The 16,004-nt window shown below is 72.9% G+C and carries 10 protein-coding genes; 6 read left to right on the forward strand and 4 right to left on the reverse strand.

Translation table 11 applies throughout. The features are described from left to right. Positions 1 to 9: 9 nt before the first annotated feature. From M6G08_RS17540 to M6G08_RS17555, 4 genes are all read right to left on the reverse strand, one after another. Positions 10 to 492, reverse strand: a complete 483-nt coding sequence (locus M6G08_RS17540; protein ID WP_272588090.1) for a type II toxin-antitoxin system RatA family toxin — start codon at positions 490 to 492, stop codon at positions 10 to 12. Continuing rightward, positions 489 to 1,790 (reverse strand): aspartate aminotransferase family protein, encoded by a 1,302-nt coding sequence (locus M6G08_RS17545; protein ID WP_272588091.1) that lies wholly within the window; start codon positions 1,788 to 1,790, stop codon positions 489 to 491. The genes M6G08_RS17540 and M6G08_RS17545 overlap by 4 nt, the downstream gene beginning before the upstream one ends. 185 nt (positions 1,791 to 1,975) lie before the next feature. Beyond that, positions 1,976 to 3,115: an acyl-CoA dehydrogenase family protein gene (locus M6G08_RS17550; RefSeq protein WP_272588092.1), complete on the reverse strand. Its 1,140-nt coding sequence runs from the start codon at positions 3,113 to 3,115 to the stop codon at positions 1,976 to 1,978. Between the two features lie 45 nt (positions 3,116 to 3,160). Then, positions 3,161 to 4,792, reverse strand: a complete 1,632-nt coding sequence (locus M6G08_RS17555) for an aldehyde dehydrogenase family protein (RefSeq protein ID WP_272588093.1) — start codon at positions 4,790 to 4,792, stop codon at positions 3,161 to 3,163. A 150-nt stretch (positions 4,793 to 4,942) separates the two neighbouring features. On the opposite strand from M6G08_RS17555, the gene M6G08_RS17560 reads away from it, so the two are divergent. The 6 genes from M6G08_RS17560 (at position 4,943) to M6G08_RS17585 (ending at position 16,000) form a co-directional block, all read left to right on the forward strand. Next, positions 4,943 to 5,257: an acyl carrier protein gene (locus M6G08_RS17560; protein WP_272588094.1), complete on the forward strand. Its 315-nt coding sequence runs from the start codon at positions 4,943 to 4,945 to the stop codon at positions 5,255 to 5,257. Positions 5,258 to 5,268: 11 nt separating this feature from the next. Continuing rightward, positions 5,269 to 10,977 (forward strand): type I polyketide synthase, encoded by a 5,709-nt coding sequence (locus tag M6G08_RS17565; protein WP_272588095.1) that lies wholly within the window; start codon positions 5,269 to 5,271, stop codon positions 10,975 to 10,977. An 18-nt stretch (positions 10,978 to 10,995) separates the two neighbouring features. Next, positions 10,996 to 12,606, forward strand: coding sequence for a fatty acid--CoA ligase (locus M6G08_RS17570; protein ID WP_272588096.1), 1,611 nt, complete (start codon positions 10,996 to 10,998; stop codon positions 12,604 to 12,606). A 38-nt stretch (positions 12,607 to 12,644) separates the two neighbouring features. Further along, the gene (locus M6G08_RS17575; RefSeq protein ID WP_272588097.1) at positions 12,645 to 13,649 is read left to right on the forward strand and encodes an LLM class flavin-dependent oxidoreductase; all 1,005 of its coding nucleotides are present in this window, start codon (positions 12,645 to 12,647) and stop codon (positions 13,647 to 13,649) included. 44 nt (positions 13,650 to 13,693) lie between these two features. After that, positions 13,694 to 14,461 (forward strand): thioesterase II family protein, encoded by a 768-nt coding sequence (locus M6G08_RS17580; RefSeq protein WP_272591365.1) that lies wholly within the window; start codon positions 13,694 to 13,696, stop codon positions 14,459 to 14,461. 285 nt (positions 14,462 to 14,746) lie between these two features. Further along, positions 14,747 to 16,000, forward strand: coding sequence for a cytochrome P450 (locus tag M6G08_RS17585; protein ID WP_272588098.1), 1,254 nt, complete (start codon positions 14,747 to 14,749; stop codon positions 15,998 to 16,000). Positions 16,001 to 16,004 lie beyond the last annotated feature (4 nt).

Here is a 16,004-nt window from a genome sequence, read left to right on the forward strand (position 1 = left end):
CCTGATGCGCTAGGCGCCGACCGCGGCGGACTGGGTGAGTTCGATGCCGCCGCTGATGCGCACGGCGGGGAACAGCCCGGTCAGCGCCCAGGCCACGGTCTCCTTGATGACCCGCTCGGCGATCGGGTCGAGGATGCCCTCCAGACTCGGGATGCCGAAGTCGAAGTCGGCGTCGAAGCGGACCGCGACATCGTCGCCGTCCTGCGTCACCGACCAGGTCCCGGAGAAGGAGTCGAAGTCCCCGTCGGACTGCTCGAAGCGGATCTCGCCCTGCTCCGGCAGCACGGTGTCGTCCTCGGTCCAGCGCAGCAGGCCGCTGCGGAAGTGCAGCTCCCAGCTGGAGGAGGCGGCGGGGTCGGGGTAGGCGGAGTGCACCGTGGTCGCGTTGACGTGGGGCGCCAGGTCCGGGTATCGCTCCCAGCGCCGTACGGCGTGCAGGACCGTCTCGGCCTGCTCCGCGGGTATCAGGGCATCGAGTTCGACGTGCCTCACGATCGGTTACCGCCTTCCGGCATTTTGGCCGCGCCCCGTACGAGGTCGCGGGTGGCCAGGTCGAAGGAGTTGAGGAGGAAGTCCACGTCGGTGTCGCCGAGCACGGCGGGCGGGGTGAACCGGACCACCGAGCTGCCGTTCATCGAATGGTTGGCGACCACGCCGTGGTTGAACAGTTCGATCAGCAGCTCGCCGGCCAGCCCGGCCTCGACGAGTTCGACACCGATCAGCAGGCCCCGGCCGCGCACGTCCACCACGAGGTCGGGGATGTTGCGGCGCGCGATCTCGGTGATCGCCGGCAGCAGCCGGGCTCCCAGGTCCAGCGCCCTGGTGACCAGGCGCTCCTCCGTCACGGCCCGGATCGCGCCCTGGACCGCGGCCATCAGCACCGGCTGGCCGGAGAAGGTGGCGGTGTGGACGTAGGGGTCCTTGTCGAAGGGACGGAAGGCCTTGCGGGTGGCGACGGCCGCCGAGACCGGCATCACCCCGCCGCCGAGCGCCTTGCCGGCGAGCAGGACGTCCGGGACGACGCCATCGATGTCGGCGCCCCACCACTCGCCGAGCCGGCCGAAGCCGGACTGCACCTCGTCGAGGATCAGGAAGCCGTCGTACTCGCGCACCAGCTCCTCGACGCGCTTGAGGTAGCCCTTCGGCGGGATGATCACACCTCCCTCGCCCTGGACCGGTTCGAGGATGACGCACACCTCGCCCGGGTGGGCGGCGAGTTCGGCCTGCAGGGCGTCGGCGTCACCGAAGGGCAGGTGCAGGAAGTCCGGCACCAGCGGGCGGAACGGCCGCTGGTAGACCTCCTTGGCGGTGGCCGACAGCGCGCCGAGGGTCTTGCCGTGGTAGCCGCCACGCATGGAGACCGTGCGCTTGAAACCGCCCGCGCGGGCCAGCTTCAGGCCGGTCTCCACCGCCTCCGCCCCCGACAGCGCGAAGTGCACCCGGTCCAGACCGGCCGGCAGCACCGAGACCAGTGCCTCGGCCGCGCGGGCCACGGTGGGCTCCAGCAGGATGCGGGTCGCGGTGGGGTGGGTGCGCAGCTGGCGCTCCACCTCCTCCATCACGATCGGGTGGCGGGCGCCCATGACGAACACGCCGTAGCCGCCGGCGTTGAGGAAGCGCTCACCGTCGCTGGTGGTGAGCCAGGCGCCCTCGGACGCCACCTCCATGTGGCTGCCGAACAGCTCGGCGAGTGTGGCCCGGCCCTTGCTCAGATGCGCGCGGTAGAGGCCGAGGACCTCTGCCTCGGCGTCGGCGGACGAAGCCGCCGGGGATTCCTGGATGACGGTCACGTGTGGCTCACTCCAAGGGTCGTGGGGTCGTGCGGACGGGACCGGGACTGTGCCTCGGCCGAGGGCCTGACCGGCGGCGGTGGTGCCGTGACCGGGGGTTCAGCGGACGGCGGACCGTCCCGGCCGCGGCTGGGTCCTGTCGTCGGATTCCCGTCGCCGAGCAGACGGGAATCCGACGACAGGGCCTAGGCGAGGACGAGTTCGCCGCCGCCGAACCAGCGCAGCAGCGGCTCGGCGGCGGCGGCGCGCGACGGGGGGTGGAAGGCGAGGGCCCGCAGCGCCGCCGCGGCCTGCGCGGGAGCGGAGCCGCGGACGAAGTCCAGACCGCCCAGCAGCTCCAGGGCGCGGGAGGCGATGCCGGGCAGGGCGTTCTGCACGGCGTACCGGGCCACCAGTACGCGGGCCACCGACTCCTCGTCGCCGGGCTCCGGACCGGTCGCCCGCGCGACGCCCTCCAGCAGCGCGACCGCTGCCTCCATGTCCACGGCGAGGGAGGCCCGCTCCGCCACGCTGCCGCGCTCGCGCTTCAGTACCTGCTCCACCAGCGCCAGCGCACCGCCCGCGTACCCGGCGGAGATCAGCATCTCGAACCAGACGAACCCGGCCGACTGGAGGTCGTCGAGGCGGTGCGGGTCGTCGGCGCCGGCCCGCACGACCATGCCGGCCGGCACGAACACGTCCTCCAGCCGCACCTCGTCGCTCTCCGCGCCCGCCAGCAGGTCGTTGCCCCAGAACGGGTGCACGGACAGGCCGGGCGCGTCGGCCGGCACCAGGGCGAGCGCCAGCTCCGGCTCGCCGTCGTCGCTGTGGATGGCGACGCTCGCCGTGAGCAGGCTCATCGAACGGGACAGGCTGCACGGCCTCTTCGCGCCGGTGAGCAGGAACCCGTCGCGCACCGGGCGGGCGGTCACGGCCGGCTTGAGGACGTTCTGCGCCGTCCGGCCCTCGGCCCACCCGGACGCCATCACCTGCTGGTCGGGCACGATCCGGCGCAGCAGGGTCGTCTGCTCGTCGGTCAGCCGGCCCGCCTTGGCGGCGAGCGAATACAGCATCGCGGCGGTGAAGTGGTGCATCGACACGGCCGCCACCAGCGACGGTGACACGGCGCCCAGGGCCAGCTGGACCCGCAGCGCGTCCAGGGCGTCGGCGCCGTGGCCGCCGTACTCCTCGGGGATCAGCAGACCGACCCCGCCGTGGATGCGGAACAGGTCGATCACGGGGCTGCCGGGCCGCTCGCGGTCGGTGTACGGAATCTGGTCCAGCTCCTTGAGCAGACCGGGGTGGAAGCGCTCGCAGACGGAGCGGGCCAGGTCTAGGGAACGCAACGGAAACCTCCAGCGGAAACGGCGGGGTTCAGGGGCGGAGGGCGGTCAGGCGCCGAACACCGCGTCGTACGGGCTGACGTCGCGGGCGATGCTGACACCCTGCACGTGGGAGGTCTTGAGCATCGGGTAGTTGGCCTCGCCGAAGGCGCCGCCGGTGCGGCCGGTACCGCCGTGGCTGGGCAGGTAGGGCAGGAAGCCGATGTGGGAGTCGTTGACCTTCAGCAGGCCGCCGTTGACGACCCGCCGCACGAAGGTCTCGATGACATGGTCGGAACGCGACCACAGGGAGTTGCGCAGCCCGTAGTCGTTGCCGTTGACGAAGCGCAGGAACGCCTCCAGGAGGGCGTCGTCGTCCTCCCGCTCGGGGACCACGATCGGCACCAGCGGGAAGAACGTCTCCTCGCGCACCACGTCGTAGGTGCGCGCCCGGTCCAGGCCGTCCACCCGCACCACCGTCGGCTGGAGGAAGACCCCCGTCTCCGAGGGCGTGCCGTCCAGTTCGGTGCGGTGGCCGCCGGTGACCAGCTCGGCGCCGTTGTCCAGCGCCTGCCGCAGCAGCCGGAAGAACCGCTCGCTGCGCCGCACCGGCGACAGCAGCACGTCCTCCTCCTCGGGCAGGCCCGGCCGGACGCCCTTGACCTGCTCCTTCACCTCGGCGATCAGGCTGTCCGCGACGTCCGGGTGCACCAGCACGTAGTTGGGCACCATGCAGATCTGGCCGGAGCCGTAGAAGGCCTCGGCGATGGCCTCGGCCGCCCACTTGATGTCGGCGTCCTTCCACACCACGATTCCGTCGTTGCCCGCCAGTTCGAGGATCGGCTTCTTGCCGTGCGCCACGCACTGCTGCTCGAAACGCAGGCCTTCCTGGCTGCCGCCGATGTAGAAGATGTCGTTGATCAGCGGGTCCGCGATCCAGCGGTCCATGGTCTGCTTGGGGTTGCTGCACACCGCGTTGAGCACCCCGGCCGGCGCGTCCATCTCCTCCAGCAGCGGCGCCACCACGTCCCGCAGCAGCCACATGGTGCTCAGCGCGATGCTGCGCGGCGCCCGCACCACCACCGCGTTGCCGGCCATCAGCGCCAGGACGCACAGAGCGGCGCTCGGCAGGGGTGCGTTCTGCGGCGGGTTGAACGCCACCACACCGTCGGGCTGGCGGTGCAGCACCAGCGTGCGGCCGGCGTACTCCTTCTCCACCCGCATCTGCTTGGTGTACCAGCGAAGGGAGCCCGGGGAGTAGATCTGCAGCAGGCAGCTCAGCTCCCAGCGGGCCAGCTTCACCGGGTGGGACTCGGCGACCAGCATGCGCAGGAACTCGTCCTGGTGCTTGATGAGTTCCTCGCGGAACCGGGTGCCCAGCCGCATCCGCCGCTCCAGCGGCACGGCCGCCCAGTCGGGTGCGGCGGCGGCCGCGGCCTGCGTGGCGAGGTCGATGGACGCGTCGTCCGCGACCGCGCAGCGCCCGACGACGTACGGGTGCCTGGCCGCCTCCGACTCCGGGTCCTGCTCCAGGGCACGCTTCAGGCTCACGCTGGTGAACACGTCTTCCAGCAGGGACCGGCCACTGACGGTGTACACCCATCCGTCACCCGCGACGTCCTTGCCCGCGATGTAGAGGTCGTAGCTCCTGATATCGGAAGGTGCCTCGGCACTCTCCTCCTGCGCGGCTTCGCGAAGCATCTTCAGCCTTTCACCTTTGGCGAGTGGATTTTTCGAAGCACTGCGAGCGTGGCAGTGGAATCTGACCCGGCGCTGACAGGGGGCTGATTCAGCCGAGCCGGCCCGGCCGTCCGTCAGTGGGGCGTCAGTCGGCGCTGCTTGCATGACCGCATGCCATCCGTCGACAGCACGGTTCAGCGGTTGCGTGACCTGCCGCGCGCCGAACTCGCCGAAGAAATCGAGTCGATCGTCCTGAAGAAATTCAGGGCCGTTCTCCTCATGGATGAATCCGAGGACCTCCCGCTCGACATCAGCTATTTCGATCTCGGACTCACCTCACTGCGGCTGACCGAGATACGCCAGAGCCTGGAGCGGCTCCTCGATCTTTCCATCAACGTCAACGTGCTCTTCAACGAGCCGACGATCGCTCATCTGGTGGACCACCTGACCCAGGCCGTCCAGAACAGTTCCTCTCAGGAAAGCTAAGGAGTCCCTCCATGCCGCGTGCGGAATCCCAGCAGCCGCCCGAGCCGGTCGCGATCGTCGGAATCGGTCTGCGATTCCCCGGCGGCAGCACCTCGCCCGACGAGTTCGACGCCTTCCTGCGGGAGGGGCGCAGCGGGATCGGCCCGATCCCGCAGGACCGGTGGGACGTGGCCGCGTTCACCCCCGAGACCCCCGAGGACAAGGGGAAGATCCACACCACCGCGGGGGGCTTCCTCGACCGCGTGGACCTCTTCGACGCCGGCTTCTTCAACATCTCCCCGAAGGAGGCCCGGTACATGGACCCCCAGCAGCGCCTGCTGCTGGAGACCGCCTGGCAGGCCCTGGAGCACGCCAACATCGACCCGGCACCGCTGCGCCGCGGCAACGGCGGCGTCTACGTCGGCGCCAGCTCCATCGACTACGCGCTGGAGCTGGAGTCTCTGCCATACGAGGAGATGGACGGCCACCTGGCCTCCGGCATCACGATGTTCCCGCTGTCGGGCCGGCTGTCGTACTTCCTGGGGTGGCGCGGACCCAGCATGAGCGTCGACACCGCCTGCTCCTCCTCCCTGGTCGCACTGCACCTGGCGGTGCAGGCCCTGCGCTCGGGCGAGACCGACATCGCGCTGTGCGGCGGCGTCAACGCCCTGCACCACCCGCGCATCCCGGTGATGTTCTCCAACGCGCAGATGCTCGCCCCGGACGGGCAGTGCAAGACCTTCGACGAGTCGGCCGACGGCTACGCGCGCGCCGAGGGCTGCGGCGTCCTGGTCCTCAAGCTGCTTTCCGACGCCGAGCGGGACGGCGACCGGGTGCTCGCCCTGGTGCGCGGCACCGCCGTCGGCCAGGACGGCGACAGCGCCGGACTGACCGTGCCCAACGGCCCGGCGCAGGAGAAGGTGATCCGCGCCGCGCTGGCCACGGCCCGCCTCGCCCCGGAGGACATCCAGTACGTGGAGGCGCACGGCACCGGCACCCCGCTCGGCGACCCGATCGAGTTCGGCGCCATCGGGGACGTGTTCGCCGAGTCGCACACCGCCGACGCCCCCGTGCTCACCGCGTCGGTGAAGACCAACCTGGGCCACATGGAACCGGCCTCCGGCATCGTCGGCGTCATCAAGACGGTGCTGCAGCTGCGCTCCGCCACCGTCTACCCGCACCTGAACCTCACCACCCCGTCCGGGCGCATTCCCTGGGACCTCTACCCGCTGCGCGTGCCCACCGCCTGCGAGCCGTGGCGGGCCGAGGTGCGCCGCGCGGTGGTCAACAGCTTCGGCTTCGCCGGCACCATCGGCGCGGTGGTCCTGGAGCAGGCACCGGAGGCGAGCCCCGCGCCGCAGTCCTCAGGCACGCCCGCCGCCCCGCTGTTCACCCTCTCCGCCAAGAGCTCGACCGCCCTGCGCGAGCAGGCCGCGAATCACCGGCGGCTCCTCGACGAGCGGCCCGACCTCCCCCTCGAGGCCCTCTGTCACACCGCCAACGTCGCCCGCACTCACCACCCCTACCGCGTCGCCGCCCCGGTCGCCGACCGCGCCGCCCTGGCCCGGCTCCTGGACCGGGCGGCCGACCAGGACCACGAGGGTCCGAGCGGCATCCGCAAGACGGCCTTCATGTTCACCGGCCAGGGCTCCCAGTACGCCGGCATGGGCGCCGCCCTCTACGAGGCCCTCCCGGAGTTCCGTTCCCACGTCGACGCGTGCGACCGGCTGTTCGCGGCCCACCTGGACCGCTCCGTGCGCGATCTGCTGCTCGGCACGGCTGAGGACCCCGAGGCGATCGACCGCACCGAGTACACCCAGCCCGCCCTGTTCACCCTCGAATACGCCCTCGCCCGGCAGTGGATGGCCTGGGGCGTGCGCCCCAACGTGCTCGTCGGGCACAGCATCGGCGAGGTCGTCGCCGCCGCGGTCGCCGGTCTGTTCAGCCTCTCCGACGCCGTGCGGCTGGTCGCCGCGCGGGCCCGGCTGATGCAGGCGGTGCGCGCCGAGGGCGGCATGGCCGCGGTCGCCGCCGCCGCCGAGGAGGTCGAACCGCTCCTGGAGAGCCGCCCCGACCTCGCCCTGGCCGCGGTCAACGCCCCCGACCAGTGCGTCGTATCCGGCGCCCGCCACGCCCTGGACGAGGTCTGCGGCATCCTGCAGGGGCGCGGCGTGCGCGTCGACCGGCTCGCGGTCTCGCACGCCTTCCACTCCCCGCAGATGGCCGAGGTCTACGACGACTTCCGCGCCGCACTCGACGGCATCGAGTTCCACGAGCCGGCCATCAGCCTGATCTCCAACGTGACCGGACGACTCGCCCGGTTCCGCGACATCGCCACCCCCGAATACTGGGTGCGGCACATCGGCGAACCCGTGCGCTTCCTGGACGGCATCCGCGCCGTGGCCCGGCGCGGCCGGCACGCCGTGATCGAGATCGGCCCGCAGGCCGCGCTGACCGCGCTTGCCCGGCGCGGCGTCGCCGCAGAGGACCACCTGTGGCTGGCCAGCCTGCGGCGCCGGGACCGGACGGCCACCACCACCCTGAACGCACTCGCCGAGTACTGGGCCGCCGGACTCTCCGTCTCCTGGCCCGGCTACCACGCCGGGCACACCGTGCCGGCCAAGGCGGACCTGCCCACCTACCCCTTCCAGCGCAAGCGCCACTGGCTGCCGGCCGCCGGCCCCCGCCGCGGTGCCGCGGGCGGCGCCGCCCGCCATCCGCTGCTCGGCACCGAGGAGCGCTTCGCCTCGGGGGTACGGGAGTTCACCGCCGAGTTCACCGCCGACGACCTCGGCCCGCTCGCCGACCTCGCCGACGGCGGACGCACCACCCTGCCCGCCGGCGCCTACGTCGACCTGCTGTTCGCGGTCCAGGACGCGGTCCTGGGCCACGCCCGGTCAGCCGTGCGCGACCTCCGGCTGCTCGCGCCGCTCGACGTTCCCGCCGAGACCGGGACCGCCCTGACCACCCGCTGGCGGCCGGTGCCGGGCGGGGGTGCCGAGGTGTCGGTCTTCACGGTCGTCGGCGGGGAGGAGGAGGTGCACGCCACCGCGGTGATCGCCGCCGACCCCGAACCGGTGGTCCCCGTCTCCGAGCTGGCCGAACTGGACGCGGGCCTCGCCCCCGCCGGAACACACATCGACGACGAGGACATCTACACCGACCTCGCCTCCGTCGGCCGCCCGCACGGCCCCCGGATGCGGCTGCTGCTGCGCGCCGCCCGGCACGCCGACGGCCTGGTCACCGGGGAGCTGACCGGCCGGAACGCCTCCGCCGTCGAACACGTGCCGGCTGAGCTCGTGGAGGCCGCCGTCCAGGCCTGCGTCGTCCTCGACCCCGAGGGTCCGGTGTTCGTGCCCCGCGGCGTCGCCTCGGTCCGCCACTTCCGCAAGCCACGCGGCGAGGAGCTGCGCGTCCTCGCCCGGGTCCACGGCGACCAGGACCGCCGCACTGCCGACGTGCTGCTCCTGGAGAACGGCGACCCGGTCGCCGAACTGCTCGGCGTCCGGCTGGCCCGCCCCGAGGGCAGCACCGGCCGCCGCCGGTTCCTGCACCGCCCCGAGTGGGTCCGCCGCGCCCTGCCCGCACCGCAGACCACCACCCCCGCCCGGCACGTCGTGCTGCTCGACCCGCCGCCCGCCCGCGCCGCCGACCTCGCCGGACGGCCCGGCCTCAAGGTCACCAGGGGCGACGGCCTCACCGAACTCAAGGCGGCCCTGGAGGACCCGACCGTCACCGACGTCTGCCGCGTCTGGCGGCAGCTCCCGCAGGCCATGTCCGCCGACCGGCTGCGCGCCGAGTGCGAGGAGAACTACCGCGAACTGCTCGCCCTGGTCACCGCGCTGGACGCCGCCGACACCCCCCGGCCGCCCCGCCTGTGGCTGGTGACCGAGGGGGCCCAGTGGCTGCCCGGCGATCCGGCCGGCGACGGCGGACACCTGGCCGCCGCCACCCTCTGGGGCTTCGGCCGGGTGCTGCTCACCGAGTACCCCCAGTACCGGGCCACCCTGGTCGACATCGCCCCCGGCAGCGGCCTGGCCCCGCTGCTGGAGGAGTGGCACGCCGAACCCCCGGGCGAGTACCAGGTCGCCCATCGTCCGGGCCGCCGCTACGTGCGCCGGCTCCTCTCCGGCGACGCCCCGCTCACCTGGTCCGGCGGCTTCGAACTGCGCGCCCCCGACTCGGGCGACCTGTCCGACCTCGCGCTGGTCGCCGCCGCGGACGTGCCCCCCGGGGCCGACCAGGTCCAGATCCGCGTCCGCTCGGTCGGCCTGACCACCGACGACGCCCGCACCGCCCTGGACACCGGCCGCGCGGAACGCGAGGAACTGCTCGGCGCGCAGGAGGAACCCCCGCCGCTGCTCGGTACCGCGGCCACCGGCACGGTCCTCGCCGCGGCGGAGGGCACCGGGTTCGCGCCGGGCGACGACGTCCTCGTACGCCACGACGGCACCTTCCGCTCCACGCTCACCGTCCCGGCGGCGGCCGTGGTGCACGCCCCGCCCGCCGAAGAGGACGACGACGCCCGGCGCTTCCGCCTCGACGAGACCGGCGAAGCCCTGCGGACGGCCCTGTCGGACCCGTCGGGACAGTCCTGGGTGACCCTCCCGGACGCCCCCGAGGCGGAGCCCGCCGCCCCCGCCGAGGAGGTCCCGGCCGCCCTGCGCCCGGACCGCACCTACCTCGTCACCGGCGGTCTGGGCGGCCTCGGCCTGGTCACCGCCCGCAAGCTGATCGCCCTCGGCGCCCGCCACCTGACGCTGATCAGCCGCAGTGGACGGCCCACCGAGGAGGCCGCCCCCGTCCTCGCCGACCTCGCCGAGCACGCCGAACTCGACCTGGTCCGGGCCGACGTCGGCCGCGCCGAGGACGTGCGGCGGCTGGTGCGGCACCTGGCGGCGGGCCCGCACCCGGTGGGCGGGATCGTGCACGCCGCGGGCGCCTACGACAAGAGGCTCATCGCCGAGCTGACCTGGGAGGCCATCGACGCCCAGCTGGAGGCCAAGGCGTACGGCGGCTGGCTGCTGCACGAGGCCGCCCAGTCCTCCTTCCCGGAACTGGACTTCTTCGTCACCTACTCCTCGATCGCCTCGGTCCTCGGCGGCGCCACCCAGGGCCACTACGCCGCGGCCAGCGCCGCCCTCGACGCCCTCGCCGAGTGGCGCGGCCGGCGGGGCATGCCCGGCCTGTCGGTGAACTGGGGCGCCTGGGCACGGGTCGGCATGTCGGCCCGCCTGGAGGACCACCTCAGCCAGGAGATCGAACGCAGCGGTGTGCGCTTCTTCTCCCCGACCCGAGCCCTGGACACCCTCGCCAGGCTCTGGGGACGCCCCCGCACCCAGCGGGTGGTCGGCGAGTTCGACTGGGACCGCTACGTCGCGGGCAGCGTCACCGGCGACCTGTTCTACGACCGGCTCGCCCGCCACGCCTCCGACGACGACACCGGCCTCGACCTCACCGCGCTCGCCGCCCTCCCGCCGGCCGAGCGGACCGGCGTCGTGACCGGGGTCGTCCGCGAGAAGGTCGCCGCCGTCCTGCACCTGGAGGAGGGCGACGAACTGAACCCGAACACCGAGTTCGTCTCCCTGGGCCTGGACTCGCTGATGGCCCAGCAGGTCAAGGCCGCCCTGGAGCAGGCGTTCCGGCTGCCCCTGCCGGCCTCGCTCACCCACGACCACCCGACCGTGCGGCAGCTGGCCCAGTTCCTCTGCGGGCAGCTCGAGCCGGTGCCGGCCGCCTGACGCCCACAAGGACGGATCATGACTGACACACCCAGCGGCATACCGAGGGAGCGCTGGACGCTCACCCACTCCTCACGGGCCCACGCCGGCAGCCGTCCGGACCACCCGGCCATCATCTGCGAGGACCGCGTCACCACCTACGAGAAGCTGCACCGCGACAGCAACCGCGCCGCGCACGCCCTGCGCGCCGGCGGCGTGCGGCGCGGCGACCGGGTCGCCTACCTGGGGCGCGAGTCGGAGAACTACTACGTGGTGATGCTCGCCTGCGCCAAGTCGGGCGCGGTCCTGGTGCCGGTCAACTGGCGGCTCACCCCGACCGAGGTGGACCACATCCTGCGCGACTCCGGTGCCGCCCTGATCTTCGTCGACGACGAGTTCTGGGACACCGTCGCCGCGGTGCGCCGGCAACTGCCCGGTCTGCGGCGGGTGATCCGCGTCGACGGCACCGACGCCGACGGCGAACCCGCCCGCGGCGCGGGCCTGCCCGCCTGGGCCGCCGATCAGCCCGACTCCGAGCCGGTGCCGGGCACCGGCCCCGACGACGCCGTGGTGCAGATCTACACCAGCGGTACCACCGGACTGCCCAAGGGCGCCGTCCTCGCCCACCGCAGCTTCTTCACCCTGCCGCACGCGATGCGCGAGCACGGCGTCGCCTGGATCGACTGGCTGCCCGACGACGTCAGCCTCATCTCGCTGCCGGGTTTCGGCGTCGCGGGCATCGGCTGGTTCCTGCACACCTTCAACGCGGGCGGCACCAACGTGATCATGCCGCAGTTCGACCCGCAGGAAGCGGTCCGGCTGATCCGCGCCCACAAGGTCAGCACCACCTTCGCGGCCCCCGCCATGCTGCAGATGATGGCCGCCGAACGCGGCGCGGGACCGGAGGCGTTCACCTCCCTGCGCAAGATCGCCTACGGCGCCGCGCCCATGTCCGAGACCCTGCTCAAGCAGTGCCTGGAGACCTACGACTGCGAGTTCGCGCAGATCTACGCCAGCACCGAGACCGGCAGTGTGGCGGTGTGCCTGCCGCCCGAGGCGCACCACCCGGGCAGCCCGGTGCTGGACTCGGTCGGCAGGCCGTGCCCCGGCAACGAGGTCAAGGTGATCGGCCCCGACGGCGACCCCCTCCCGCCCGGGGAGATCGGCCAGATCTGCGTGCGCGCCCCGTCCCGGATGCTCGGCTACTGGAACCTGCCCGAGGCCACCGCGCGCACCCTGGTGGGGGAGTGGCTGCACATGGGGGACGCCGGCTACCTCGACGAGGACGGCCACCTCCACCTGTGCGACCGGATCAACGACACGATCATCGTCGCCGGGCAGAACATCTACCCGGCCGAGGTCGAGAAGGCGCTCGCCGCGCACCCGGCCGTGGCGGACGCCGCCGTCGTCGGCCTGCCCGACGAGCACTGGGGCGAGAGCGTGCACGCGGTCGTCGTGCTGCGCCCCGGAGCCGAGGCGCACCCGCGCGAGCTGCTGCTCTCCCTGCGCGGCCGGCTCGCCGACTACAAGATCCCCACCGCCTACCACTTCACCGACTCCCTGCCCCGCAACCCCTCCGGCAAGATCCTGCGCCGCGCGGTGCGGGAGCGGCTGACGGCACCGGCCTCGCCGGTCGGCACGGTCGCATGACACGGCGTCAGCCATCACGGAGAGAAAGGTCGTCGCCCATGAACGGGCCCCTGCACGTCGGCATCCTGCTGCCCACCCGGGAACAGGCCATCAACGGCACCTACGCGGCTGCCCCGCTGCTGGGCTTCGCCCGGCAGGCCGAGGCCCTGGGATTCGACTCCCTCTGGGCGGGCGACTCGCTCACCGCCCGCCCCCGCCTGGACCCGCTCGTCGTCCTGGCCGCCGCTGCCGCCGCCACCGAGCGGATCACCGTCGGCACCGCCGCCCTGACCCCGGCCCTGCGCCACCCGCTGATCGGCGCCAACATGGTCGCGAGCCTCAGCCACGTGGCCGCGGGGCGGCTGGTCCTCGGGCTCGGCTCCGGCTTCCCCATGCCCGAGACGGAGGAGGAGTTCGCCTCCGTCGGCGCCGGCTTCACCGGCCGCGTCGGACGCCTCGACGAGATCACCGCCCTGTGGCGCACGGCCTGGCGCGCCGGACGGGAGGGCGAACCGGCCGACTTCCAGGGCAGGTACTGGCAGGCCGACCGCCTCGACCGGCTGCCCTCCCCGGCCACCGCCGGCGGCCCGCCGCTGTGGCTGGCCGGCAGCGACACCCCCAAGGTGCTCGCCCGCGCCGCCACCCGCTACGACGGCTGGCTGCCCTTCCTGCCCGACCCCGACGCCTACGGCCGGGCCCGCCGCCGGATCGCCGAGCTCGCCGAGGAGGCGGGCCGTCCCGCCGGCGCCGTCACCCCCGCCCTGTACGCGACGATCACGGTGAACCGCGACGAGCGGGCGGCCGAGGCCGAACTTGAGCACTACATCAGCCACTACTACGGCCGTTCCCTCGACCAGATGCGCACCATCCAGGCCTACGCCTGGGGCAGCGCCGAGAAGTGCGCCGAGTGGCTCGGCGACTACGTCCGGGCCGGCGCCCGCCACCTGGTGCTGAGGATCGGATCGCTCGACCCGGAACCGCAGTTGAAGGAGATCGCCGAGGTGCTGCTGCCCGCGGTACGCGCCCTCGGCCCGTCCACCACCGTGGGGAGTGCACAGTCGTGACCAGTACCACCAACGCCGCGGACACCGTCGCCGCCGGCAGCCGGATGTCCCGTGCGGGCCAGTGGTTCCACCCGGTGGAGCCCTCGCCCGAGGCATCGATCCGGTTGTTCCTGCTCCCGCACGCGGGCAGCGGCGCCATCATCTACCGGGACTGGGAGAGCCTGCTGCCGCCCGACATCGCTCCGCAGGCGGTGACCCTGCCGGGCCGTCACAACCGCCGGGAAGAGCCGACCTACGAGGAGTTCTGGCCGCTGCTCGAAGCGCTGCACGAGGCCGTGCTCGACGACCTGGACGACCGGCCGTTCGCCTTCTTCGGGCACTGCCTCGGCGCCCAGCTGGCGTTCCGGCTGGCCATCCGCATGGAGGAGGAGGGCGGCCCGGCGCCCGCCATGGTCGGCATGTCCGGCTGGTCGCCCGTGGGGTTCTTCCAGCCCACCGAGGAGCAGAGCCGGATGCCCGAGTCCGAGCTGGTCGAGTGGATCAAGAAGCTGGGCTCCTTCCCGGCCGAGATCTACGACAACCCCGAGATGCTCGCCCTCGTGGTCCCCGCGCTCCGCGCCGACCTCAGGGTCGCCGCCCAGTACGCCGACGACGGCGCCGGCGTCGCCTGCCCGCTCGCCTCCTACGGCGGGCGCTCCGACCCCCTGCAGGAAGAGCCGGACGCCATGACCCACTGGGCCGGGCGCACCCCCGCCTACCTCGGCCACAACGAGTACTCCGGCGGCCACTTCTACATCGACACCCACGCCCAGGCCGTCACCGCCCACTTCGCGCACCGCCTGCAGCGGATCGCCGCCCAACGCGCGCGCTAGCGCCGCGACCGGAGAGGTCGACCTGCCGGCCTTTCCGGCCACAGCACCAGCGCGGCACCGGGAAGGCGCCCCGCTCCGGCGCCTTCCCGGTCTGCACCACGCCCCCGGCACCCCCCCCACACGAGTGCCGCGGGTTCCACAGCCCGACCGGCACTCGTGTCAGCTCCATGTCAGCGGAGTGCGCGACAGTGACGCACAACCGTCCGCGGCTTTGGACGGGACACCACCCATGTCCCTCCGCCCCGGCGGCGTCAGCGCGTCCGAGTCCGACCACGGAGAGAGCCGGTGCCCGGGATCCACCTGCCTGCCCCCTCACCCCTGGAGGCCGACGTGCCGCTCGCGGATCACACCGACGTCCTGGACTGGCCCTTCGCCCGCACCGAGGACGGAGACCCGCCGCCCATCCTGGCGGAACTGCGCAACGCGCCCCCCTGCGTGGTACGCATCCCGGCGGGAGCCGCCGAGTCCCGCCTGGCCTGGCTGGTGACCCGGTACGCCGACGTGCGGCAGGCACTGGGCGACCCCCGGCTCAGCGCCGACGAACGGCTGCCCGGCGCACCGGTGCGCATCCAGGTCCCGCCCGGCGGCAACCCGAGTTCCTTCCTGCGTCTGGACGACCCCGAGCACGCCCGGCTCCGCTCCATGATCCAGACCGAGTTCACCGCGCGCCGGGTGAAGCGGCTGCGCGAACCGGTCCAGCGGCTGGTGGACGAACTGCTGGACGAACTGGAGGCACAGCCCCGGCCGGCCGACCTGCACGCCGTGTTCTCCCGCGCGCTGCCGACCCTTGTCATCGCACGGCTGCTGGGCGTTCCGGAGCAAGACTCCGCGTTCTTCATCGAGAAGACCCGCGTCACCATCTCTCAGGAGGATCCGGAGGTCTCCCTGGCCGCCTACGAGGAGATGTCCGAGTACCTGGCCAAACTGGCGCTGCGGAAGCTGGAGAGCCCGGGCGACGACCTGATCAGCCGCCTCGCCGCCAACCACCACGCGACGGGGGCCATCACCCTGGACGAGCTGGTCGGCATCGCCCGGCTGGTCCTGGTGGCCGGACACGAGACCACCACCAACCAGATCGCCCTGAACATCCTGGCACTGCTGCGCGACGACGACCTGCGGGCGCGGGTGGCCGCCGACGACGGCGCGCTCATACCGAACTTCATCGAGGAGTCGATGCGCTACTGGTCGATCTCCCAGGACGCGATGGTCCGGCTGGCGGTGGAGGACCTCGAACTCGGCGGTGTGGCCGTCTCCAAGGGCGACGCCGTCGTCATCTCCGTCCCCGCCGGCAACCACGACCAGTCGGTCTTCGCCTGCCCGCACCGGATCGACCCGAACCGCGACACCAGCGGCCACCTGCAGTGGGGCTTCGGCCCGCACTACTGCCAGGGGGCCCCGCTGGCGCGGCTGGAGATGGAGCTGTCGCTGCGCTCCCTGCTGCGGCGCTTCCCGAACCTGCGGCTGGTGGCCGACCCGCGCACGGTCTTCCGCCGCGGCACCGTCTTCCACGGGGTGACACACCTTCCCGTGACCTGGTGACCGG

The sequence above is a fragment of the Streptomyces sp. M92 genome, assembly GCF_028473745.1.
Taxonomy (GTDB): domain Bacteria; phylum Actinomycetota; class Actinomycetes; order Streptomycetales; family Streptomycetaceae; genus Streptomyces.

What these genes read in the sequence shown, in the direction of transcription:
- M6G08_RS17560 (WP_272588094.1), top strand. Translation starts at nt 4,943, where the DNA reads ATGCCATCCGTCGACAGCACGGTTCAGCGGTTGCGTGACCTGCCGCGC.
- M6G08_RS17575 (WP_272588097.1), top strand. Translation starts at nt 12,645, where the DNA reads ATGAACGGGCCCCTGCACGTCGGCATCCTGCTGCCCACCCGGGAACAG.
- M6G08_RS17565 (WP_272588095.1), top strand. Translation starts at nt 5,269, where the DNA reads ATGCCGCGTGCGGAATCCCAGCAGCCGCCCGAGCCGGTCGCGATCGTC.
- M6G08_RS17570 (WP_272588096.1), top strand. Translation starts at nt 10,996, where the DNA reads ATGACTGACACACCCAGCGGCATACCGAGGGAGCGCTGGACGCTCACC.
- M6G08_RS17580 (WP_272591365.1), top strand. Translation starts at nt 13,694, where the DNA reads ATGTCCCGTGCGGGCCAGTGGTTCCACCCGGTGGAGCCCTCGCCCGAG.
- M6G08_RS17555 (WP_272588093.1), bottom strand. Translation starts at nt 4,792, where the DNA reads ATGCTTCGCGAAGCCGCGCAGGAGGAGAGTGCCGAGGCACCTTCCGAT.